This window comes from Collinsella sp. LCP21S3_C7 (assembly GCF_052118485.1).
In the GTDB taxonomy this organism is placed as follows: domain Bacteria; phylum Actinomycetota; class Coriobacteriia; order Coriobacteriales; family Coriobacteriaceae; genus Collinsella.
Genome location: NZ_JBQKHC010000003.1, coordinates 124,142 through 147,784, shown reverse-complemented (window position 1 = coordinate 147,784; position 23,643 = coordinate 124,142). Strand labels below are relative to the sequence as shown.

Annotated in this window: 16 protein-coding genes and 1 tRNA gene; 4 read left to right on the top strand and 13 right to left on the bottom strand. The window is 59.9% G+C overall.

The features are described from left to right. Nucleotides 1-7: 7 nt before the first annotated feature. Nucleotides 8-1,957, top strand: a complete 1,950-nt coding sequence (pknB, locus tag ACTQ1E_RS02755) for a Stk1 family PASTA domain-containing Ser/Thr kinase (protein ID WP_427795137.1) — start codon at nucleotides 8-10, stop codon at nucleotides 1,955-1,957. 595 nt (nucleotides 1,958-2,552) lie between these two features. Here the strand turns inward: pknB and ACTQ1E_RS02750 are convergent. From ACTQ1E_RS02750 to ACTQ1E_RS02700, 11 genes are all read right to left on the bottom strand, one after another. Beyond that, the gene (locus tag ACTQ1E_RS02750; RefSeq protein ID WP_441083513.1) at nucleotides 2,553-3,467 is read right to left on the bottom strand and encodes a toll/interleukin-1 receptor domain-containing protein; all 915 of its coding nucleotides are present in this window, start codon (nucleotides 3,465-3,467) and stop codon (nucleotides 2,553-2,555) included. Between the two features lie 27 nt (nucleotides 3,468-3,494). Continuing rightward, the gene (locus tag ACTQ1E_RS02745; RefSeq protein WP_441067383.1) at nucleotides 3,495-5,264 is read right to left on the bottom strand and encodes a GmrSD restriction endonuclease domain-containing protein; all 1,770 of its coding nucleotides are present in this window, start codon (nucleotides 5,262-5,264) and stop codon (nucleotides 3,495-3,497) included. Beyond that, on the bottom strand, nucleotides 5,257-5,700 hold the full coding sequence (locus ACTQ1E_RS02740) for a hypothetical protein (protein ID WP_441067385.1): 444 nt from the start codon (nucleotides 5,698-5,700) through the stop codon (nucleotides 5,257-5,259). Before ACTQ1E_RS02740 ends, ACTQ1E_RS02745 begins: the two co-directional genes overlap by 8 nt. Beyond that, complete coding sequence (locus ACTQ1E_RS02735) at nucleotides 5,697-8,528, bottom strand: DNA methyltransferase (RefSeq protein ID WP_441535752.1); 2,832 nt, start codon at nucleotides 8,526-8,528, stop codon at nucleotides 5,697-5,699. The genes ACTQ1E_RS02740 and ACTQ1E_RS02735 overlap by 4 nt, the downstream gene beginning before the upstream one ends. A gap of 510 nt (nucleotides 8,529-9,038) precedes the next feature. Beyond that, nucleotides 9,039-9,114, bottom strand: a tRNA-Arg gene (locus ACTQ1E_RS02730). 135 nt (nucleotides 9,115-9,249) lie between these two features. Next, nucleotides 9,250-9,648: a DUF956 family protein gene (locus ACTQ1E_RS02725; RefSeq protein ID WP_117646410.1), complete on the bottom strand. Its 399-nt coding sequence runs from the start codon at nucleotides 9,646-9,648 to the stop codon at nucleotides 9,250-9,252. Between the two features lie 120 nt (nucleotides 9,649-9,768). Then, nucleotides 9,769-10,689, bottom strand: a complete 921-nt coding sequence (locus ACTQ1E_RS02720) for a PTS system mannose/fructose/sorbose family transporter subunit IID (RefSeq protein ID WP_154518429.1) — start codon at nucleotides 10,687-10,689, stop codon at nucleotides 9,769-9,771. A gap of 16 nt (nucleotides 10,690-10,705) precedes the next feature. Then, nucleotides 10,706-11,524 carry a PTS mannose/fructose/sorbose transporter subunit IIC gene (locus tag ACTQ1E_RS02715; RefSeq protein ID WP_055285302.1) on the bottom strand — a complete coding sequence of 273 codons (819 nt, stop codon included), beginning with the start codon at nucleotides 11,522-11,524 and terminating at the stop codon, nucleotides 10,706-10,708. 18 nt (nucleotides 11,525-11,542) lie between these two features. Continuing rightward, entirely contained in the window at nucleotides 11,543-12,532 is a 990-nt protein-coding gene (locus ACTQ1E_RS02710) for a PTS sugar transporter subunit IIB (RefSeq protein WP_154518426.1), read from the bottom strand. A 378-nt stretch (nucleotides 12,533-12,910) separates the two neighbouring features. Beyond that, a complete protein-coding gene (locus ACTQ1E_RS02705; protein ID WP_441564614.1) occupies nucleotides 12,911-13,330 on the bottom strand; it encodes a hydrogenase maturation nickel metallochaperone HypA/HybF in 420 nt (139 codons plus the stop codon). Between the two features lie 198 nt (nucleotides 13,331-13,528). Beyond that, entirely contained in the window at nucleotides 13,529-16,306 is a 2,778-nt protein-coding gene (locus ACTQ1E_RS02700; protein WP_441564612.1) for an FAD-dependent oxidoreductase, read from the bottom strand. A 189-nt stretch (nucleotides 16,307-16,495) separates the two neighbouring features. On the opposite strand from ACTQ1E_RS02700, the gene ACTQ1E_RS02695 reads away from it, so the two are divergent. The 3 genes from ACTQ1E_RS02695 (at nucleotide 16,496) to ACTQ1E_RS02685 (ending at nucleotide 19,948) form a co-directional block, all read left to right on the top strand. Beyond that, entirely contained in the window at nucleotides 16,496-17,158 is a 663-nt protein-coding gene (locus tag ACTQ1E_RS02695) for a TetR/AcrR family transcriptional regulator (RefSeq protein WP_441067404.1), read from the top strand. A gap of 62 nt (nucleotides 17,159-17,220) precedes the next feature. Continuing rightward, nucleotides 17,221-18,228 (top strand): DUF5692 family protein, encoded by a 1,008-nt coding sequence (locus ACTQ1E_RS02690; protein WP_154518417.1) that lies wholly within the window; start codon nucleotides 17,221-17,223, stop codon nucleotides 18,226-18,228. Nucleotides 18,229-18,460: 232 nt separating this feature from the next. Then, nucleotides 18,461-19,948: a hypothetical protein gene (locus ACTQ1E_RS02685; protein WP_441564611.1), complete on the top strand. Its 1,488-nt coding sequence runs from the start codon at nucleotides 18,461-18,463 to the stop codon at nucleotides 19,946-19,948. 134 nt (nucleotides 19,949-20,082) lie between these two features. Here the strand turns inward: ACTQ1E_RS02685 and ACTQ1E_RS02680 are convergent, their stop codons facing one another. Then, entirely contained in the window at nucleotides 20,083-20,277 is a 195-nt protein-coding gene (locus ACTQ1E_RS02680) for a hypothetical protein (RefSeq protein ID WP_441564609.1), read from the bottom strand. Nucleotides 20,278-20,410: 133 nt separating this feature from the next. Beyond that, nucleotides 20,411-23,038: an ATP-dependent chaperone ClpB gene (clpB, locus tag ACTQ1E_RS02675; RefSeq protein ID WP_154518122.1), complete on the bottom strand. Its 2,628-nt coding sequence runs from the start codon at nucleotides 23,036-23,038 to the stop codon at nucleotides 20,411-20,413. Nucleotides 23,039-23,643 lie beyond the last annotated feature (605 nt).

The following is a 23,643-nucleotide window of genomic DNA, read 5'->3' as shown; positions in this document are numbered from 1 at the left end:
AGCAGGAATGGAACAGAGGGTCCTCGGGGGAAGATACCTCCTCAAGGATAAGGTAGGGACAGGCGGCATGGCGACCGTCTACCGTGCACAGGACCAGGTCCTCGACCGCACGGTAGCTATCAAAATCATGCTGCCGCAATATGCCGGCGACGCCACCTTTGCTGCACGCTTTAAGCAGGAGGCCCAGGCAGCCGCCGGCCTCTCCTCCCCCTATATCGTCGGCGTCTACGATTGGGGCAAGGACGGCGACACCTATTACATCGTCATGGAATACCTGCGCGGCACCGACCTTAAGAGCGGCATCAAGAGCCACGGCGCCCTTGATCCCAAAAAGGTCGCTCAGATCGGCTCGCAGATCAGCTCCGCACTTTCGGTCGCCCACAAGCACGAGATCATCCACCGCGATATTAAGCCGCAGAACATCATGGTGCTGCCCGACGGCAACATCAAGGTCATGGACTTTGGCATCGCGCGCGCCAAGAACAGCCACCTTACGCAGGACAACAACGTTTTGGGCACCGCCCACTACGTAAGCCCCGAGCAGACCCGCGGGCAGGATCTAGGCCCCACCTCGGACATTTACTCGCTGGGCGTCGTGATGTACGAGTGCGCCACCGGCCGCGTGCCTTTCGACGGCGACGATGCCATCTCGGTCGCACTCAAGCAGGTCAACGAGCTGCCCGTGCCGCCGAGCCAGATCAACTCCGGTGTCGATGCCGATCTTGAGCGCATTATCCTCAAGTGCATGGAAAAAGATCCGGCTAACCGTTTCCAGACGGCCGACGAGCTGCGTCAGGTGCTCAACAGCTACCTGTCTGGTCGCGCCGTCAACGTGCCGGAGCCTACGCGCGTTATCGGCGCCGTTGGCGACCTGGGTGCCACCAAGACCCGAGAGCTATCCGACCAGACGCGCGCCATGGTACGCCCCGTCTCGGGCGTGAGCGGACAAAATAACGCTCGCAGCTCCGTCTCGGGTTCAACCGGCTCTTACGCCACCGAGCAGCCCAAATCCAACAAGAACAAGATCATCGCCGCCGTAGTTGCTGCGGTAGCCGTAATCGGCGTCATCGTGGCCTTTGCCACCGGACTCTTTGGCGGCGAGCAGGTCCCGGTTCCCGATGTGTTGGGTAAGGACCAGGAGACCGCCGTCGAACTGATTAAGGATGCCGGCCTTGACGTCGGAACCATTGACCAGAGCTACAACGACGACGTCGACGAGGGAAAGGTTGTCGAGCAGACTCCTAACGGTCACACCAAGAAGCCCAAGGGCACCAAGGTGAATCTGGTAATCTCCAAGGGTCCCAAGCCCTCCGAGAAGGTTGATGTCCCGCAGCTCGTTGGTCTGACCAAGGACCAGGCAGAGGCGGCGCTGGCAAGCGTCGGCCTTAAGGGCAATGCCACCGAGGAAGCCAACGAGGCCGAAAAGGGCGAAGTCTTTGAACAGGGCACCGATGCGGGCAAGGAAGTCGAGAAGGGCACGACCATTTCGTACAAAGTCTCGAGTGGACCCGACACCACCTCCGTTCCCGATCTGACCGACATGACCGAGGCTCAGGCACGCAACGCCCTCGATATGGCCGGCTTCGGCGTCGATGTGACCTACCAGGAGAACGATTCCGTCACCGAGGGCACCGTCATTAGCTGGAACCCCAGCGGTAAGCAAAAGCCCGGCGCCACGATTACCGTCGTCATCGCCAAGAAGTCCGGCAAGGCAAACGTTCCGGGCAACCTGTACGGCAAGAGTATCTCCTCCGCCGTCACCGCGCTCAACAACGCCGGATTCTACAACATCGCATTCTGCGATCAGAACGGCAACCCCGTGAGTGGTAACGAAAACGCCACCGTGACGGGCGTCTCCCCCACTGGCAAGCAGTCCACCGACAGCACGATCACGCTGACGGTTTCGATTTCTGGCTCTGGCACCGATTCAGGCGACGATTCCGGCACGACCAACTAGTCATCGAGACATTGCCCACAGCAGCTGATGCCACAAACATATTCGCTCACAGGCGCCCGCTTGCTCCCCCAGCAAGCGGGCGCTTTCTTTATCCGAAGCAGTGAAAACTACGGTATGCCTTTAAACCAGAAGAGCCCGGTACCGCAGTGGTACCGGGCTCGATATTGCTCTGGTGCCCCCAGGCGGATTCGAAAACTCCCCCGCGGGGAAATCGGTGACGCGGGTGTCGACGGCCCGAATCCGGCGAGCGCGACATGGCCTGCAGGGGACTGACCGAGCACTCGGAGAGCGCCGGTTGAGCCGACGCCGAGAAGACGCGATCGACAGGGGGCGTCGCACGACGGCGCTCGGCGACCCGGCGCGAGAGGCCCCCGCCCGGCGACCACGGAGGAGCGATGGCGACTACTGGAAGCCATCGAGCGAAGCCGCTCGGCGAACGGGGCCGGTGTGAGCGGAGGCGGACGAAACGCGGCCCCGGGGAGCGTTGCCAGGGAGCCGCAGCGAGAGCGGCGCCATGCGTCGCGGGCCCCGCCCATAAGCGGGACCCATCAGCCGCGAGGCCAATTGTTATGGCGGTCCTACGATGGAAGCCGGTCTAGAAGTCTATCGTCCCCGCAACGTCCTCGACGTTCTTTCGATAGGCTGACCGAGCAGCCTCTTCGCGAGCTTGGCGTTTCCGTTCCCTCTCAAGATATTCGGCCTCAAGTTTGTTAGCTTCTTCCACGCACAAGACGAGGGTGTCACGGTGATAGTCCCTAACTTCTTCGACGGTGGTCCCATTAAGGATTATTTCGTCGCCGACGACCGATGCGATATGGGGCCTATGCATGGTGGTAAATCTTGGCGGCAAGTCCCAGGACTTCAAGAAGAGCTCGCGCCACAGAGAGCTGGGGCGTCTCGACAATCGGAATGGCACTTCGTACAGGGCACTCCCCCTCGTTCCATCGTTCCTCGGTTCTCCCACCTCATCGACCACAATACCGACAATTCTGATGGGCTCAGAGCCCTCGCCCTCTTCTTCGCGTTTTTTCGAAGATGTCTGAGCGATGCGGCGCTTGGGCGCAACCGACGGCTTCTTCTTGACCCCATAAAGGGTCGCAAGCAAATCGTTATAGCCACGAGACTCGACTCCATCGCCCAAGTCGACCGCCAATTTCCCCTTGAGGAAGGTCGGGAGACATTCCTCGACGCCCCCTTCCTTTATTACCGGGATAAACTTCCTCTCATTATGCCCAGAGAACAGTTCTCCGCTGATGATATGGCCCTCGTATCCAACCCCACCGATTCTCGCATCGGCCTTCTGCTTATATGCTGGGGTGCAGACAATAAGAACATAGTCCGATGATCTGACCGACTGCTCCATGAACTGAGGCAACCTGTCACCCAGTTCGAGATCATATTGGTCCAGGACTGCATCGATCCCGTCCGACAGAAGGCGGTTGGCCAGCGCCTTTACCCATTCGAGGTGTTCTTCGCTTTCCCATGCGTAGGATATGAAAACCTTAGTCAACATGACCCCCAAAGACTAGTCCGTAATCTACAGCCGCTCATATGCCCTCTTCACGAACTCACCCATTAGCCTCCTGCGCTGACCGAGGAAGTCCTCGTAATCAAGCTCTTCGAACCCGAGGGGCAGGGCGTGTTCCTCGCAGTTGCGGCGGTATTCGTCCTCGCCCAGGGCTTCACGGTACCTCCTGACGTACTCGCTCGGCGCGTCATCCGAGATGTAGATGTTGTTCTGGTAGTCAACGAGGGTGAAGTTACCTCGGTTGCTGCGCTGCGAAAGGTAACCCTTGGCCCTCAGGTAGTTATCTGGGAACAGATGGTGCTTGTCCAGGGCCTTCTTGGAGCCCGACGAACCGGTAAGCAGCAGCTGAGAAAGAGGGGCCGTGCTGAACAGTGCCTTGGCACCGAGCACAACCTGAGCCGCGACGAAGCCCCACCAGGTCGGACCCGTCGCCTCGTTTGCATCAAGGGAGCTGGGCAGCGTAATGGAGAAATAATCGTCCGTCATGATGGCGGCAAGCCTACGGTCGAAGTACGCCTGAAACTCGTCGGCAGTATCAAGGCGCGAGACGTCGTTAAGCTGCTGCTCGAACTCGGATTCGAAGGACCCCACATAGAGCCCCGTTATGGCTGCGGCGAAATACCAGCGCCGCACGAGCCCGCGCACAGCCAGTGGCTCCATGTCGAACTCATAGCGCCCGATAAGGTAGAACGCATAGCAGAACATGAGCGCGTTGCCCGACCCCACCTGGTCGGAGCAGACGTAGCCCGCCTCCGCCAGCGTGTTGATGAAGGCGTGCCAGTTGTTCAAGTCAAGCACGAGATCGAGAGCACGACCGAACGTGGCAAAGTTCTCGGCCCTCGTCTCGGGCGTCGTTTCCTTTGTCTTGAGATCTCGCCCGCGAAGAATCTGGTAGGCATAACGCAGGCGACCCCTCTTGAACCCCACGCCCACCGTGGCGCGAATGATATGCGTCGGCGAGACGGTCATGAGCGGGTTGTACGAGGTGCCCTTTGCGGGCGCATGGCTCATGGCGCAGAACTCCTCTATGCGCTCCCTCATGGCAGGTTCGTAGACCGAAAGCAGGGTCATGATGAAGTCATCCTGCTTAAGCGCCTGCCCTTGCGAGTTCACACGCACAAAGATGTCCGATACGGTCTCCTCGTCCGCCGATTCGGAAATCTCCAGCGTCGGCAGAAGATAACGCTCAAGCCCGAGCAATGCGTTGAGCCCACTCTCGACGGCATCCTCGCCGCCATCGTCGAGCTCGGGTTCGCCCTTTTTGGCATTCGCCTCGTTAAGGCGTTTGATGAACGCTCTGCGATAGGCGCTCAGCTTGTTGTCGTGGTTCGCTGCAAAAGCCTCGGATACGTCCGGCACATAGTGCGAATCCCTCTCGGTCGAGGCGTCGGCATTCTTGAATGAGCGTGCGATGGGGTCGTAGGCGATCTTCACCGTACGCTCCCTGAAGTTCTTGTCTCGCACGGGTACGCCGTACAGAGAGCTCAAGAGGGCAGTGAGCCTCTGCTGCCCGTCGATGACAAGGGACTTGGGAACGGCATACACCTTTTGGTTCGAGCCTATGGCAGACTTCTTGCCCGCATTATCGCTCGGAGAGTCCCACAACATCACATAGCCGATAGGGTATCCGCGGAGCATGGAATCAAGCAAATCACGGACCTTTTCGTTTCCCCACACGAAGGGTCGTTGCAGATCGGGCAGGCCGATCTTGCCCGTCTGAACATCCTTCAGGATGTTACCAACCTCTAGCGATATGGGGGTATAGATGGAGTTAGGCATTGGCGGTATTCCTATCTCTACATTTGTATAACTCGTCGCTCAATTCTTGATTTCTGTCGATGAAGGAGCAGAGCAGCTCACGGTCAATCTGGTATTGATAGTTGGGGCGTTCTTCGTCCTTGGCCTTAACCTTCGTTCGGAGCTCCTGTCGCCCATCATGCGTCACCGGAAAACTGTGAATGATTCTGTTCCTCTCATTTCCAAGATCACAGAGCAGTTCCAGGATTCTTACATCCTCTTCGTTCACAAGCCATTTCTTTCCTTCGTCCTTGAGCCGCCCCGTCGTCATGTCGGTAAGCTCATACCAATTGGGAGCCCCGGCGTGCATAAGATTCTCTACAAAGAAGGAGACGTTCGAGTTGAATACGTATACCGCCTCCCCAAGAAGGGTCAGGTATTCCTCGTCAGGCAGGGAGAAACGCGTGGGGTGGATCATTCGCTATCACCGACCTTCTTGGCGTACAGGTTGAAGAGATGGGCGACTATCTTCTCCTCGTCCCCACCGAAGTCGACGCCATAGGCGGCTTCGACGGCGGCGTCGAGCGCCTCGTGCGCTGCCATCAGCTCGGGGAAGAACGTCTCGTTCTTGGGATCGTACATGTCCGCGAGCGTTGCACCTTCTTGAGCATCCCGGGCGTCGAGCACGGCTTGGGCGCAACGCTCGACTTCCTCGCGTTGGGATTCCGTGGGCTCGGGCCAGACGAAGTTGTTGTAGACGATGCCTCCCGAGTAGCGGTAATCAGATTTGAGACGACCTGCAACCGTGCGCATCCATGCATTGTGAAACTGAGACTGAAGCACGCCAAAGTGATAGAGGGAGGCGTTAGGGATAAGGAACACCAGGTCACTGCAGAGCGTCTCTGGACCCACGAAACCCATAGGGATATAACGCCTACGCTCGGATGATACCTTGGGGACCACGATCGAGTTCCCCTTCGGCATATTTTCAACGTGAAAATGAGCTGGTCTGTCTGCGAGCTTTCGAGTTGGCACGCTTTTACTAGCCAAACGATATTCGCGAACAGCCTCGATGCGCTCACGACAGCGGGGAAGCTCCTTCAACTCCGCAAAGGTAGCGTCTCCAAGATAGAGACACCAGCGGCTTTCACCATGCAGGAATTCCCTGGAACCAATCCACCTGTGAAAGTACGACTCGGCTCCTGGTTCTTTATTTAGGAAATCAGTCTTCTCCTCATCGGCGAACAGGTAGAAGCCGCCGTCAATGGGCTTGTTTCCAATTCCGATTTTGGGAACATCACAAATAGGCTTATTCCGATTCCAAATAAATGCGTCTGGAGCATCGGAAAGGTATGCATTGATGCTCTTCGCGGCTTTCTTAACTTCAGCCGTATCGGGCGTGCCGTGGACATACAGTCTCTTCTCGCAGTTCTCCCGCGAGAAGCCCACGATGACGCAGAACACGTGGGCCTTATCCGCCGCCTCGTTGTCCCAACGGAACGTGTTGTGAGCGAAGTCGATGTGGATACCCAGGTCGTGCAGGGGTTTCCAGAGGTTGGCGACCTGCTCGCTCTGACATATCGAGTTGGTAGAGACCAGGGCGCAGCGCGTACGCTTTCCCTGCGTGAACCTCGCGGCCTTCATGTACCAGGCCCCGCAGTAGTCGATGTTGCCTGCGTTCTTCGCTCCGTCGAAGACCTCAAGAAGCTCTACCTTCTGCTCCTTGGACTGGTTGCGAGCACCCAGGAACGGCGGGTTGCCTACAAGATAAGTAAGGTCATCGGGGAACACCTCGGACCAATCGGTCTTGAGGGCGTTGCCCTCATGAAGGTTGCTGAGGCTCCTGAGCGGCAGGAAGTCGAAGTCGTAGCCGACATATATCTCCTGCGTCTTACGCAGCATCTGCTCCTCGGTGATCCACAGGGCAGTCTTTGCGACCGAGACGGCGAAATCGTTTATCTCGATGCCATACAGCTGGTCGAGGGAGACGCGGACGGGACTGCCCTGCGCAATGACGAGGGACGTCTGCCCCGCGTTGCCGGTCTCCTCGCTGAGCTCGTCTTCGATGATTCGGTTCTCGATGGTGCGCAGCTGCCGGTACGCCTCGGTAAGGAAGTTGCCCGAGCCGCATGCCGGGTCGCCGATGGTGATGGAGGCCACCTTGTCGTGCAGCCTCGCCAGGGTCTGCTTGCGCTTGGCAGCTGTCCTCTCACCCTCGGCCTCGTGCAGTTCATCCCACAGCTCGTCGAGGAAGAGCGGCCTGAGGCAGCGCTCAATGTTCTCGACGCTCGTATAGTGCATGCCCCCGGCGTGGCGCGTCTCGGGGTTCAGTGTGCCCTCGAACACGCCGCCGAAGATGACGCCCGAAATCTCGTGCCAGTCGAAGTCCTGGGACGCGTCGGTGATGGCCTCGAGGATCTCCGGGGTCATCTGCGGGACGATGATGGAGGAGTCGGCGAACAGACCGCCGTTCACGTAGGGGAAGGCTGTGAGGTCGTCGTCCATGTACTCGTCCCTCTGCTCTAGAGGCGTGTCGATTGTCTCAAACAATTCGACCAGTTTGCGGCGGAGCTTCGCGGGGTCCCCCTCGCAGTACCTGCCGAACGCCTGATGCGATTGCAGGAGGTCGGCGTCCTCGGCGTAGAGCAGGAAGATGATTCGGGTGATGAGCACGTTGAGGGAGCGCTGCTCCTCTTTTGCCCGCTCGTCCCTCTCCTCAATGTGGTGGTACTGCTTGGCGAGGGCATCGTAGAGCCTGGAGACGTAGGCCCCGGCCTCGACGGAGAGCTGCTGCTCCTTATGCAGGCGGCTCGTCTCGTTAGAGGTCAGGAAAGACAGGAGATACAGGCTGTCCTGGAGCTCTTCGAGGGAGAACTCTTGCACGGTGTCCTCGGGCCGCTCGTTGTCGAGGTCGTAGAGGCGGAAGGTCCCGAAGTTGCACGTCATCACCCAGCGGGGGCGCTCGGAGTACGGCAGGTGCCGCGCGTACCACATGGCCTGCTGGAGCGGCGTCTCCATGCCGCCGTTCCTGGGTTCGGGCTTGTCGAGGTCGATGCCCCACGACTTCTGCTCGCACAGGAAGTTGTGGTCGGAGACGAACACGTCGATGCGACGGCCTCTCACCTTCCGCTCGAAGTCGACGAAACTGTCTATGGTGTTGGACGGGATGCCCAGGACGTTGATGAGCAGGTCGACCCAGAACTTCTGCGTATCCTGCTGCTCGTTGTTGGAGCCTGCGGGGATGGCACCGAGGCGCTTCTTCCACCGTTTGACGAACTCCTTTGCCTCCTTCTTGCTGGCAGGCATACCGGACCTCCTGCGTCGTTGTCTCTTCCGGACAATTTTAAGGCGTAAGGGCAGTACTGCGAACGGAAGAGGCGAGTTTTCAAAGGCCCACGGCATCGGAGGATCCCGAATGAAACCCGAAAACGCCGGGGCCGCTGGAGACTCGCCCATACCGCTGCGATGTCACCCAAGATTCTCAAGGCCTTCCATGGCCGAAAGGCTTCTTATAAGCCTGTAGGCAGTGGGAAGCCTTGAGAACCGGACATTTGTGTGAAAATTCGGAGTGAAATATGGAGATGAGCTGTTGTCGTCATGGGGCTTTCTTGCACCCCTCTACCGTCCACTTCGCTCTATCTATCCAAAAACAGGTCAGACAATTTTTACCATCTGACCTGCTGTTTTTCTGGTGCCCCCGGGCGGATTCGAAAACTCCCCCGCGGGGAAATTGGTGACGCGGGTGTCGACGGCCCGAATCCGGCCTTTAGACCAGAAGAGCCCGGCACCGTAGCAGTACCGGGCTCGATGTTCCTCTGGTGCCCCCGGGCGGATTCGAACCGTCGACACCCGCTTTAGGAGAGCGGTGCTCTATCCCCTGAGCTACGGAGGCATGTTGTACTAGTGTAGCAGATTTACTGCATCGCCATACGTCGCATGACTAGACTTCGAAGTTGCGGTGGAATAGTTCCTGTCTGAAGCATCTAAAGCCGTATTTAGGAACTATTTCACCGCAACTTATGAGGAGCTAGTTGCCTTTGTGGAAGAGGTTTTTGATAACGGAGGGGATGCTCTTGGCGCCCTTGGCCGTCACATCGATAAAGTCGGGCGAACGCACGAGTTTATCCTCGTCGACGTACTTGCGAACTGCACGAAGCGTCTCTTTGTCGTCGCGCGTCGAAAACGTAAAATGGCCGTTATCCTTGGTAAAGATAGCAAAACGCGTGATCTTCTTAGTGCCGCGCAAAACCTCGGCGGCAATATAGTCGACCTCGTCCCACGGAATTTGAATAAAATCCTCGGGATTGCGCTCGTTGTAATACTCGAACGCCTTATTGCCCACCATCACGTTACCGTGGCTGGTAAGCCCCATCAGGCAGGTTGCCGGTGTTGCCAGATCGACCGTGCTGTTCTGAGATTGCGCCATGCGCGCCTCGCCCTCCAAATAAAACAATCGGACCGCATCCAGTGTACCCACCGGGTGCGGTCCGTTTCAATGGCTCAAAAGCCCTTGCCTAGCAACTCTCGGTCGTAAGCCGAAGCGCGCTTACATGAAGCCGCAAACGCGACCGATGATACCGACGGCGAAGAGAGCCAGAATGATGACAATCGGGCTGACCTTCTTCTTGAGCAGCTTGCAGACGAACAGCGTCAGGCACACGGCAGCAAGGCCGGGGATGAGCTGATCGAGGTTAGCCTGAAGCGTGGTGACCTTCACCTGATCAAGAGCGGTAGCACCGACGGAGTTGTACATCGTCAGCGCTTCCTTGATGCCCTCGGCACCGGAAGGCAGGTTAGCCCAGTCAATGAAGGCGCCGGCAGACTGCGTGACCTTGGAGACGACCGGGGTGAAGGAGATGGACACCCAGCGCTCGACCAGGGCGCCGATGATGAACATACCCAGGATGGAAGCGCCCTCGGTAACCTTGCCCATCAGACCGCCGGAGAGGTCCTTGGCGATGGAGGAGCCGACCTTATAGCCAAACTCCTGTGTGTACCACAGGAAGGCGTAACGGATGATGTTCCACGCGAAGAAGAACAGCAGCGGACCGGCGATGCTGCCGGACAGGGCCAGGGAAGCGCCCAGAGCGCCCAGGATCGGGCGAAGGGTGAACCAGAAGGCGGGGTCGCCGACGCCGGCGAGCGGGCCCATCATACCGACCTTGACGCCCTGAATGGCGACGTCATCGATCGGTGCACCGTTGGCGCGCTCCTCCTCGAGAGCGAGGGTAACGCCAATGACGGGGGCGGAAACATAGGGATGGGTGTTATAGAACTCCAGGTGGCGCTTAAGCGCGGAAATCTGGTCGTCCTTGCTGGTGTAGAGCTTCTTGATCGCAGGGATCATTGCGAAGCACCAGCCGCCATTCTGCATACGCTCGTAGTTCCACGAGCCCTGAAGGAACTGATGACGGAAGCAAACCTTCTTGCGGTCAGCCTTGGTGAGCTGAATCTTGTTCTCTGCCATATGTATCACTCCCCTCCTACTCGTAATCGTTCAGAATGTCGCCGAGCGGGTCACCGGAGCCGCCGCCCATGCCGCCACCCTGCTTGGCCAGATCCTTGAGGCCAAGGTAGATGAGGGCAAGGGAGATGCCGATGAGGCCAAGAGCGATCAGCGTGAGCTGAGGGATGGCAGCAAGGACAAAGCCGAGGATGAAGAACGGCCAGGTCTCCTTGGTGGCCATCATGTTGATGACCATGGCGTAACCGACGGAAGCGACCATGCCGCCGCCGACAGCCATGCCGCCGGACAGCCAGTCGGGCATAGCGTTAAGCGCGTTGGTAACTGCCTCGGCCGGGATGATGCACAGAAGTACTGCCGGGATGGCGATACGAAGGCCCTGCATGAGGATGGCGGCGTACTGCCAGCGCTCGATGCCGGAGAAGTCGCCCTTCTCGGCGCAACCGTCCATGGCGTGAGCGATAGCGGTAGCCAGGGTACGGCAGATCATGGTCAGGAACAGACCAGCGACCGACAGCGGGACGGCGACGGCGATGGCGGCGGTAACGGCCTTGGCCGAATCGGTAGCGCCACCGTTGAGGGCGAGCACCATGATGATCGAAGAAGCGACCGAGGCCAGAGCGGCGTCAGGTGCGACGGCGGCGCCGACGTTAGCCCAGCCAAGGGCCATCATCTGGAGCGAACCGCCCAGGAGGATGCCCTCCTGAAGGTGACCGGTTACGAGACCGATAAGCGTGCATGCCACGAGCGGCTGATGGAACTGGAACTCATCCAGAATGCCTTCCATACCGGCAAGCAACGCGACAATCGCAACAAGCAGAATAGTGATTGCAGACATGTATCGGACCCTCCTTTACTATGCTTGAGCGGCCAGTTCGGCCTTAGCTTTCTTCAACATGGCGTCGAGATCCTCGGAGGAATCCGAAGGAACCTTGCGGACCTCGAACTTGACGCCCTTGGCCTTGAGGGCCTCGAGAGTCTTAACGTCGTCATCGCCCATAGCGACGGCGTTGGTGACGACGACCTTGCCCTTGGAGTGAGCCATGGAACCGATGTTGACTTCCTTGATGTCGACGCCGGCCTCGATAGCCTTGAGCAGATCCTGCGGGTTCTCAAAGAGCAGCATGGCCTTGGTGTCACCAAAGCGCGTGTCCTTGACAACCTCGGCCATCTTCTTGATGGGCACGACGTTGGCATGGACTCCCGGAGGGGCAGCCTGCTCGATCATGGTCTTGCGGAGCTCGTCGTGAGCAACGCCGTCGGAAACCACGATGATGCGGTTGGGGTTGATCTGCTTGGTCCACGTGGTGGCCACCTGACCATGCAGCAGACGGGTGTCGATACGGACGTGGGCGATCTTGATGTGCCCATCGCCGATGACCGTTCCCGGAGGGATGGCGCCTGCAGGAGCAGCGGCGGCCGTGGCCGGCTTCTTCTCCTCGGGCTCCAGAGACTCGGGCTTGACGCGCACGCCAGCCTTAGCCTCAGTCACGAGATGTTTTGCGATCGCATGTGCAGTGTTCTTTGCGTCAAAGCGCTGCGAATATGCCTCGATGAGCATAGGCAGGTTGACACCGGTGACGATAGCCCAGGAATCGTGGCCCTCGATGAGACCGCTGATCTGGTTGAACGGCGTGCCGCCCCACAGATCAACGAGGAAGAGCACCTGCTCCTGGTCCTCGAAGGAAGCGATTGCTTCCTCGACCTTGGCACGGAAGTCGTCGGGGCCCATGCTCGGCTCGAGCGAGACCACGGCCACAGACGGCTGATCGCCAAAGACCATCGAGCCCGTCTGCTTGATTCCGGCTGCCAAGTCCCCGTGGCTAGCAAGAACAATACTTACCATCACATAACCTCCTCTTTGTCTACGTATTTCCTACACGACATGAAAGGAGTATACCTGTTCGTCCTGTAAAATTATAGAGAAAAATGCGAATGGTTGGATAATTTGTTTAAACGTCTAGGTTTGTTACAAGTTGATTACGTTACTGCTTTTTGACGGATTACACGCCAAGGCGTCGCTCATCAAGCCATTCATTTTACAGATACAAGCAGACTGTTCATTAATATCGATTTTAGGCAAGCCCGAATGCGCTTGTACTGCAGTTATTTTGTTTAAACAGACATAACTTGACTATTAGCGTGACTTATGCACTAACGTAAGTAGTCATTGGGGACGTTCTTAAACGACTAGTCAAACAAGAACGTCCCCAACGACTAGGGGCTAGGCGATGTGGAGAGGGTTGGCGGCGTCGACGGCGTCGGAGGGGTCATCGGGAACAGTGTCTGCCGGGTCCTCGTCGGGGGTCTCAATCTGCTTGATCATGACCTCCTGGCCCTGCAGCAGGTATGTCTCGCCGCTACCGCAATGGGGGCAGATCTTGCCGTGCTCGACCGTCGCATAGTCGCGGCCGCACGCCTCGCAATGCGTCACGGCCTCGACAGGCTCCACGATAAGCCCCGCGCCCTCGGTGATAGGCTTTTTATCTGCCGCCCAGCGCCAAGCGTCGAGCAGCAAGTCGGGAACGACGCCCGAGACCTCGCCCAGCAGCAGCGTGACGCTCGAAACGCGACTCACGCCATTGGCGCGCGCCACGTTCTCGACATCGCGAATAATGTGATAGACGATTCCCAATTCATGCAAGGCGAAAACCCTTCTGCAGCGGTTGATACGATGTCAATCCATATATCAGCGAGCGGCGATCCAGGTGCCCCAGGTTGCCCCGAAACAAGGCGTCCGCTGGGCTTTTGCCCGCGGCGCCGCAGTTGAGGGGCAGGATGGGGTATCTGGGCGCCGCGCAGCGTCGGCAGTGCCGCCGTTCGTTAGAACGGCGGAACCTCATTACTTCTTCCCGAATTTGATCTTGATGGCACGCTTGAGCGCGTACTTGCCCACGCTGGGGAGCTTTTGCTCGTATTTGACCATCGTGGAGCACTCGGGGCGGTCGCGATCCAGGTGGATGGCATCGAACGCGCACTTGGTAGTGCACAGACCGCAGCCGATGCACTTGTTGGGGTCGACGATCGAGGCACCGCAACCCAGGCAGCGAGCGGTCTCGGCGCGTACCTGCTCCTCGGTAAAGGTCTCGACGTACTCGCTAAAGGGCGCGGCCTTCTCGCGCTCGCGGTCGACATGTGCCACCTCGCGGGTCGCGTTGTCGTAGCTCTCGATCACGACATCGTCGCGGTCGAGCGCGATGTAGCGGCGCTGGTTGCGGCCGATGGTGAGCGTGGAGCCCGGTTGCACAAAGCGGTGGATGGACACGGCGGCCTCGTGACCGGCAGCGATGGCGTTGATGGCAAAGCTCGGACCGGTGTAGACGTCGCCGCCCACAAAGATGTCGGGCTCGGCGGTCTGGTAGGTCTGAGGATCGGCAAGGGCACCCTGGCCGCGGCCAAGCTCCACCTTGGAGCCAGCCAGCAGGTCGCCCCACACGATGGACTGACCGATCGACATGACCACGCGGTCGGCGTCGACACGACGCAGGTCGTTCTCGTCGTACTCGGGCGCAAAACGGCCCTCGTCGTCAAAGACACGCGTGCAGCGCTTGAAGGTGATACCGCACACACGACCGGCCTCGTCCAGATGGACCTCCTTGGGGCCCCAGCCGCAGCTGATGTGGGCGCCGTCCTCAACGGCCTCGCGACGCTCCTCCTCGCTGGCGGGCATCTGGGCCTCGCTCTCCAGGCAGAATATCTCAACGTGCTCGGAACCCAGACGGCAGGCGTTGCGCGCGACGTCGATAGCCACGTTGCCGCCGCCCACCACGATGGTGCGGCCGGACAGCGCGTCGATCTTGCCACTGTTGACCTTGCGCAAAAAGTCGACGGCCACGGTCACGTCCTCGGCATCCTCGCCCGGAATACCGGCGAGGCGGCCGCCCTGGCAGCCAATGGCAACATAAAAGGCCTTAAAGCCCTGCTCGCGCAGCTCGTCGAGCGTCACATCGCGACCGACCTCCACGCCATAGCGGAACTCGGCGCCCATCAGGCGAATGACCTCGACCTCGGCCTCGATAACATCCTTCTGCAGCTTAAAGCTGGGAATGCCATAGGTGAGCATGCCGCCCGGGCGCTCATTCTTCTCGAACACGACGGGCTTGTAGCCCTTCTCGGCCAGGTAGAAAGCGCAGGACAGGCCGGCCGGACCGGCACCGATGATGGCGATCTTCTGGTCGAAGCCGCCGGCACGCGTCGGGGTCACCACAGGTGGGACATAGCGGGTCGCGGCATCCAGATCGCGCTGGGCGATAAACTTCTTGACCTCGTCGATGGCCACGGCCTCGTCCACGCGACCGCGGGTGCAGGCATCCTCGCAGCGGCGATTGCACACACGGCCGCAGATAGCGGGCAGCGAGTTCTCGCGCTTGATGAGCGCTAGCGCCTCGTCATAGCGGCCCTGCGCCGCGAGCTTCAGATAGCCCTGAACGGCAATGTGCGCGGGGCAGGCCGTCTTGCAGGGCGCGGTGCCGGAATCGTGTGTCTCGATGCGGTTGTCGTTGCGGTAGTTGGGCGACCACTTGGTGTGGTCCCACTTGGTGGCATCGGGCAGCTCCTGGCGCGGATACTCGGGCACCTGTCCGCCGGCCTTTTTGCTGCAGAGCTTCTGGCCGAGCTTGACGGCACCGGCCGGGCACACCTCAACGCAGCGACCGCAGGCCACGCACTTGTCCTTCTCGACCTTGGCGACATAGGCCGAGCGCGACAGGTTGGGCGTGTTGAACAGCTGCGAGGTGCGCAGGGCGTAGCACACGTTGACGTTGCAGTTGCAGATGGCGAAGATCTTGTTCTCGCCGTCGATATTGGTGATCTGGTGCACAAAGCCGTTGTCCTCGGCCTGGCGCAAGATGTCATAGACCTCCTCACGCGTCACATAATGGCCGCGGTCGGTCTCAACCACATAGTCGGCCATATCGCCCACGGCAATGCACCAGTCGGCGGGGTCGTCGGCGCAGCCCTCGCCCATCACACGACGGCTCGCGCGGCAGCTGCAGGTGCTGGCGGCATATTTGCCCTCGTATTTGTCGAGCCAATGCTCGATATGCTCGATCGGCACCGAGGTGCTCGAAGCATCGATAGCCTTCTCGACCGGAATGACGTGCATGCCGATGCCGGCGCCTCCGGGCGGCACCATCGGCGTGGCTTTGGACAGCGGCCCCTTGGACGCCTGCTCAAAGAACTTGGCATAGACCGGATGCTCCTCGAGCTGGTTCACGCGCATGTTGAGGAACTCGGCGGAACCCGGTACCAGCATGGGCAGCACCCACTGCTTGGCGCGCTCGGGATTTTCCCAGTTGTACTCGAGCAGACCCGTGTAGCTCATGTCGTCGAGCATCTTCTCGATCTGGGCCTCGGGCATGCCGGTGAGCTTGGCCATCTCGGGCAGCGTATAGGGACGGCGCATCTTCATCTTGCAGAGCACTTCGGCCTGCTCGTCGGTTGCGGCCTCGGCAAACGACCAGTACTCGTAGCCCAGCAGCTCGTCGCGATGCAGCAGACGGTTGGTGCAATGCTCGCACAGCTTGACAATGGCCTCGCGCGGATGCTCCGGCAGCGGCGGCACGAACTCCGAACCGATGTCGGGCTCGGTGTAGCTAATTCCCGGTCCGTTGAGAATCATGGTTGTCCCTTCTCTTGCCGCAGCCCGACGAGGCCGCAGCGCCCCTCTTTTTTGCAGGCCGGGCATGCCCCCATGCCGTTCACCCGCCATTGTTGACATTATGTCAAAAATAGTATTGACGAACCGTCAACACTATTCAAGACTATTAGGCGAACGGTCGGGCCCAAACGGATGAAAGGCGGCAAGCGCATGAGCGATAACGCAGCGAACACCCCTGTGGCCGACGCCGTCCCCACGCCCGACAGCGCGGCAAAGCGCCTGACAGGTGACGAGCGCCGTCGCGAGATTCTCGCCGCCGTGCGCGCCGTGAGCTCCGAGCTGGGCGTGTCCCATCTATCCGTCTCGGCCGTGACCAAGCGAGCCGGCTGCACGCGCTCGCTGTTCTACCACTACTTCGTCGACATGGACGCCGCCGTCACCGCCGTCATGGACGAGGCAATCGACGGTTTTATCTCCGAGCTCGAGCAGTGGAATGCCAGCCGCATCGTCGGTGATATCGAGGGCGCACTCGACACCGTCGCCCCGCTCTTTAAGCGCCTGGTTGTGAGCGGCCACGAGCTGCCGAGCACGCTCATCTCGAGCAGCGGCGCGCTCTACGGCGGCTTTCTGCACAACGTGGTCCAGCGCGTGGCGCAATACATCTGCGACACCACCGTGGCGGACTTTGTCGCCCATCATGACCTGCGCATCGACCATGTCTACGAGACGTTTTACACCCTCATCATGGGGCTGTTGATGTACATCCGCACGCACCCCGATGTGCCCGACGAGACGGTTAAGGAGATTATCGCCTCGACACTCCACATCGAGGGCTACACCGCCAAGTATTCCGAGCGCAAGCCCAGGAACTGATGACATTTGGCCAAACTGCCCGCGACGGAAGAGGGGCCGCGGGCGTATGAAAGGAGAGCAGCATGCTGTTCGATGTTTGGGGTAGCGATACCCTTATCCACTGGGCCGGCTGGGCGATGGTCTTTATCGGCTTGATCGTACTCAACGAGGTCGGCCGCCGTACCAAGCTCGGCGCGGCCATCATCTTTGGCGTGGCTCCGCTGGCCATGACCATCTACTGCATCGCCATCGCCGTCGGCGTTTCGCAGGGTGCCGAGTGGGCGCTCACCAACCCCACCCATGTATACCAGAACAGCTGGTTCCATTACGCCAAGGTATACGCGGCGCTGGCCGGCTGCTGGGGCTTCATTGCCATTAAGTACCAGTGGGGCAAGATCGGCAAGGCGCATTGGTTCCGCGCATGGCCGTTTGTGATCGTCGCCATCAACATCTTGATCGCCGTCGTGTCCGACTTTGAGAGCGCCTATCACTTCTTTGTCCTGGGCGAGTCCACCTGGGTCACCTCCGAAGGTGCTACGCAGCTGGCCGGCTGGAACAACGTGTTCAACGGCATCGCGGGCATCATCAACATCTTCTGCATGACCGGTTGGTGGAGCGTCTACGCCTCCGAGGACAAGACCGACATGCTGTGGCCCGACATGACCTGGGTCTACATCATCGCCTACGATATCTGGAACTTCTGCTACACCTACAACTGCCTGCCCACCCACTCCTGGTTCTGCGGCTTTGCGCTGCTGCTGGCGCCCACTGTCGCCGCCTTTATCTGGAACAAGGGCGGCTGGATCCAGAACCGCGCCTTTACGCTGGCCATTTGGTGCATGTTTGCCCAGGTGTTCCCCTACTTCCAGGAGGAGTCCATCTTTGTGACGCACTCCACGCTCGACCCCGGCGCCGCCACCGCGGTCTCGATCGTCGCACTGGTCGCCAACATCGCCGCGATCATCTACGTCGCCTACCGTGCCAAGAAGCTCGGCCGCAACCCCTACAAGCAGGATGTCTTTGAGGGCACCAGCGATTGGGAGAAGGCCACTGCCCGTCGCGCCAAGGTTGATTACGCGCACGCCGAGTAACGCACCTGACGCAAACATCGCTTGAGCACGAAGCGGTATAGCCGGCTCCGCGCAACTCAACGCACTGCAGAGCCCCCGAAACGTGATTCGTTCGCGTTCCGGGGGCCTTTTGCCGCCGCGAGGATGCGGCTGAACGATACGCTCGGGTTAAATCGGATCTTATATTTCGCATGCGCTTTATATGGCTCCATTTTTGGGTACAGTGTTGAGCCGATATTGCATTGGGGGATATATGAGCGATGAGACACGTGGCCGCGAGGATGCGGCCCAGGATGCGGAAGCATGTGCCGAGGCCTTGGAGAGCCTTGACCGGATTGCGCTAGACGAGCTCTCGTTGAGCGATTTGGCCGTCGACGCGCAGGACGAGGTGCGCGAAGGCACTGAGGACGAAGGCAGCGACGCCAAAGACGCTTCTGACGAGGCCGAAGCCGAAGAGGACGATAGCAAGGACGACGTCCAGTCGGAATCCGCCTCGGGAGAAGAGACCGCCCTGCTTGGCAGCTTGCCTGCCGATGACTCGCTCACCCGCGAGCTTCCTGGCCTGGGTTCTGCGCCGGCCGTCGACGAGACCATCGCCATGGGCGATATTCCCCTGCCGTCCGTTCCCTCGGCACGCGAAGCCGAGGCTCGCCATCACAAGATGTCGCCCAAGCGACGCAATTTGATGGTTGCCGGCGTCGTTGCCGCCGCGCTCGTTGCCGGCGGCGCGGGCTATGCCGCTTGGAACGGATACCAACAAGAACAGGCCGCCGTCGCTGCCGTCAACGCCCACACCATGATGTCGGTGCAGATTGGCGTACATGCCGCAGGGCTCGACTGTTCCACCGGCTCCAAGATTCCCGTGCAGGTGAGCGGGCAAGACTCTGACGGCTCCTCCGTGAGCGAGACGCTCTATGTTGATGAGCACGGTCGCGGTATTAAGCTGCTGCCTGGCGACTATACGCTCTCCATCGCTGGGTCCCCCATCGCAGCTGACGGTACCATTTACACCGTGCCAACCACCAAGGCGCAGGTTAGCGTAAAGAGCGACGGGCAGGACCTGAGCGCTCAGGCATCCTTTAAGCTTAAGGTACCTTCGGCAGACACGGTGACCGACGACCAGATCGATGCCGCGGCCAAGTACGCCGAGGAGGGCGGCGCGAGCTCTGCCGCGGTCGCAAAGGTGCTCCAGCAGGCGGCAACCGCGCGCCGTGACGCCGCCGTCAATGCCATGAGTTCCCGCGAGGCGCAGGCGGCCCGCGACGCCGATGCTCGGCATAAGGCAACGAACCTGTATCAGCTCGATATTCCCGTTGAGTGGTACGGCAAAGTCGCGACTTGGCAAAACGGCAATACACTGTGCATCTATCTTGCCAGCGACAGCAATACGCCGATCGCGACGCTTGTCGCAGTGCGCGACGGCGAGAGCTTTACGCCCGATAAGGGTGATACGGTTTTAGGTGCGGCAAGCCTTGGCAACGGCTACACGGTCTACGCCAGCGGCCCCGTATATCCGTATGTGGTGCCCCAGACCATCAACGGGCGCACGCAAGACCCCGTGTCGACCTACCCCATGGACACGGCCATTGAGCTTGTCGAGCTTACAACCGGCAACCGCTATACCTATAGCCAGATCAAGAACGTACTGGTCGGTAAAGACGGCAAGGCAGACGCCGCGACCAAACTCGAGACCGACTACCTCGCCCAGATTCTGATGCCAAGCATCAAGGCCCAAGACTAGCCGGCCGCAGCGAGGGTAGCTAATTTGGGACGGGGCTTTTTTAGCTGCCCCGACCGTTAATCGACTAAACCGGCACATTACCAGCCCCGGGGCAGCTAAAAAAGCCCCGTCCCAAATTAGCTACCCTGCAGGAGTTAGCGCCACGGGTCGGCTTCGAACATCGGCTCGCGCTCGGGGCGGCGATCGCTGTAGGGATCGTAGCCGTCGTCGTCCTCGTTCTCGGCACGAATGTAGGGGTCGCGCGGCTTGGGTGCCGGCTTGGGTGCGGGTTTGGATGCGGCGGGCGCTGACTCAGGCGCCGGTGCGTTCGTCTCGTTCTCGTCTTTCATCTGCGTAGCTCCTTGCCATGTACTCATGTTCAACATCATCGATTGTCGCACGAAAAAGGGTGGCGGACCCAATTGGGTCCGCCACCCTTGGCGTTTGGCTCAAAAGGTAGATTTTAAGGCATGGCCCAACAATCTACTCGGCGTCGGGCACCTCGTAGGTGGCAGACGGCGTGTTATCGCACACGACGGTAAAGGCACCGTCCTTGTCGACGTCAACCGTCACCTGATCGCCCTCGCGCACCGTACCGTCGATGATAGCGGCGGCGATGGCGTCCACGACCTCGCGCTGCACCAGACGCTTGAGCGGACGGGCACCAAAGACCGGGTCCAGACCGCCCACGGCGAGCATCTGCTTGGCCGCCGGGGTGATGGCAAGCGTCATGCGCTCCTTGGCCAGACGTGCGCGGACGTCGGCGAGCTGAATATCGACGATCTTTTCGATCTGCGCCATGCCGAGCGGATGGAACACCACGATATCGTCGATACGGTTGAGGAACTCGGGACGGAAAGTCTGAGCCATGGCCGCGTCAACCTGATGGCGCATCTCCTCCTCGTCCTTGCCCGAAAGATCGGCGATAGCCTTGGAGCCCACGTTGGACGTCATGATGATGATCGTGTTCTTGAAGGACACCTGACGACCCTGACCGTCGGTCAGACGGCCGTCGTCAAGCACCTGCAACAGCACGTTGAAGACATCTGGATGGGCCTTCTCCATCTCGTCGAGCAAGATCACGGAGTACGGGCGACGGCGCACGGCCTCGGTGAGCTGTCCACCCTCGTCGTAGCCCACGTATCCCGGGGGCGCACCGATCAGACGCTGAACGCTGAACTTCTCCATGTACTCGGACATGTCGATACGCACGAGCGCGCGCTCGTCATCGAACAGGCACTCGGCCAGCGCCTTGGCGAGTTCGGTCTTGCCCACACCGGTGGGGCCCAGGAAGAAGAAGCTGCCGATGGGCTTGTCCGGATCGGAGAGGCCCGCACGGCTACGGCGCACGGCCGCGGCGACGGCGGAGACGGCCTCATCCTGGCCGATGACGCGCTTATGCAGCTCGCCTTCCAAGCCCTTCAGCTTGTCGAGCTCACCCTGCATCATCTTGGAGACGGGCACACCGGTCCAGGCGCTCACGACCTCGGCGATCTCGTCGGAGGTCACCTGCTCGTTGAGGCCTTCACCGTCCTGCTGTTTTTGTGCCTCGAGCGCGGCCTCGGAATCCTGAATCTGCTGCTGCAGACCCGGAATCACGGAGTAACGCAGCTCGGACGCACGGCCCAAGTCTCCGTTGCGCGTCGCACGTTCCTCTTCGCTCTTGGCCTCATCGAGCTGGCCCTTGAGCTCCTGCACATGGTCGATGGCGTTCTTTTGGTTGAGCCAACCGGCCTTTTGCACGTTGAGCTTTTCCTGGACCTCGGCGATTTCCTGGCGCAGGGTCTCCAGGCGCTCCTTGGAGGCGTCGTCGGTCTCCTTCATGAGCGCCTGTTCCTCGATCTGCAGCTGGGTGAGCTGACGCGTGGTGGCGTCGATCTCGACCGGCATGCTGTCGAGCTCCATGCGCAGGCGGCTTGCGGCCTCATCGACCAGGTCGATGGCCTTGTCGGGCAGGAAGCGGTCGGCGATATAGCGATCGGAGAGGTCGGCGGCGGCCACGAGCGCGCTATCGGTAATGTGCACGCCGTGGAAGATCTCGTACTTCTCCTTGAGGCCACGCAGAATCGAGATGGTGTCCTCGACGGTAGGCTCGCTCACCATAACGGTCTGGAAACGACGGGCGAGCGCTGCGTCCTTCTCGATGTACTTGCGGTATTCGTCGAGCGTGGTCGCACCGATCGCGTGCAGGTCGCCGCGGGCGAGCGCCGGTTTGAGGATGTTGCCGGCGTCCATGGAGCCCTCGGTGGCACCCGCGCCCACAATGGTGTGGAGCTCATCGATGAACAGGATGACCTTGCCTTCGGACTTCTGTACTTCCTTGAGCACGGCTTTCAAGCGGTCCTCGAACTCGCCGCGGTACTTGGCACCGGCGACCAGCGCGCTCATGTCGAGCTCGATGAGGTCGCGGTCGCGCAGCGTGCTCGGCACGTCGCCGGCCACGATACGCTGGGCGATGCCCTCGACGATGGCCGTCTTGCCGACACCCGGCTCACCGATGAGCACAGGGTTGTTCTTGGTGCGACGGGACAGGACCTGGATAGTACGACGGATCTCGTCGGTACGGCCGATAACCGGATCGAGCTTGCCGGCACGGGCCAGGTCGCAGATGTTGCGGCCGTACTGCTCCAGTGCCTCAAACTGGGTCTTGTCCTCGGCGGACGTCACGCGGTCATCGCCACGCAACTCCTCGTAGACCTGCTCGATACGCTCCTTGGTAACGCCGGCGTCGCGCAGCACGCGGCCCGCCTCACCTTTGTCCTCGGCAAGCGCCATCAGCAGATGCTCGGTCACTACAAAGCTGTCGCCCATCTTGGTGGCCTTTTTCTCGGCCTTCTCGATGACGCGGACGAGCTCGTTGGACAGGCCCATCTGCTGACCCTCGCCCGAAACCTTGGGTGCGCGGTCGATGGCATCTTGCGTGGAGTGTGCAAGCTGGGCTGGGTCGGCGCCGATGCGCTCGATAATCACGGAGATATTGCGCTCGCCGGCACCGAGCAGGGCGGACAGCAGGTGAATCGGCTCCACCGCGCCGGCCTGTGCGTCGGCAGCCGTGCTCATGGCGGTCTGCAACGCCTCGCGCGACGTCATTGCTAGCTTATCGATTCTCATGGAATCACCTCTCTTGGGGCGGCCGCCCTACGGGGCGGCTTCACGTTGTCCGAGAAGTATTGTTGCCAGCTTTGTACGATCTTATACACAAATCTAAGTCTCTATATATAAGATTTTCTGAGTGATTAAGAGATAGGGAGCAGGCACGCTCACCCGCTGCGGCCTCGTCCCCTTACTATCTCAATCTGTAACATCTAGCGGCTGTTTATGGCTCCAGATGTTACAAATCAAGATGAAATGACCAGCGGCACCCGTTTGTCTCAATCTGTAACATCTACTCGTCAAATAGAACTCTATCTGTTACAAATCGAGACGAACAGAAGACACCCGAATCGAAAATCTAAATCTGTAACACCAGGCCCACTTTTAGCGGCCAAGATGTTACAGGTCGAGACAAACCGAGAACCGCCACAAAGGTGCCTGCCCCCTTTGTGGCGGTTCTCGACAAAAAGAAGCCGCCCCATTAACAGAGGCGGCATCAAGCAAGTCTATTTATTAGCGTCCCTCAAGACCCAACGAGAACGCAGAAATGTAGCCCGGGGCTTATCCTTTCCCGAACGCGACCCTCGCGAAGCGCGTGAGCGGGCGGGAAAGGATAAGCCCCG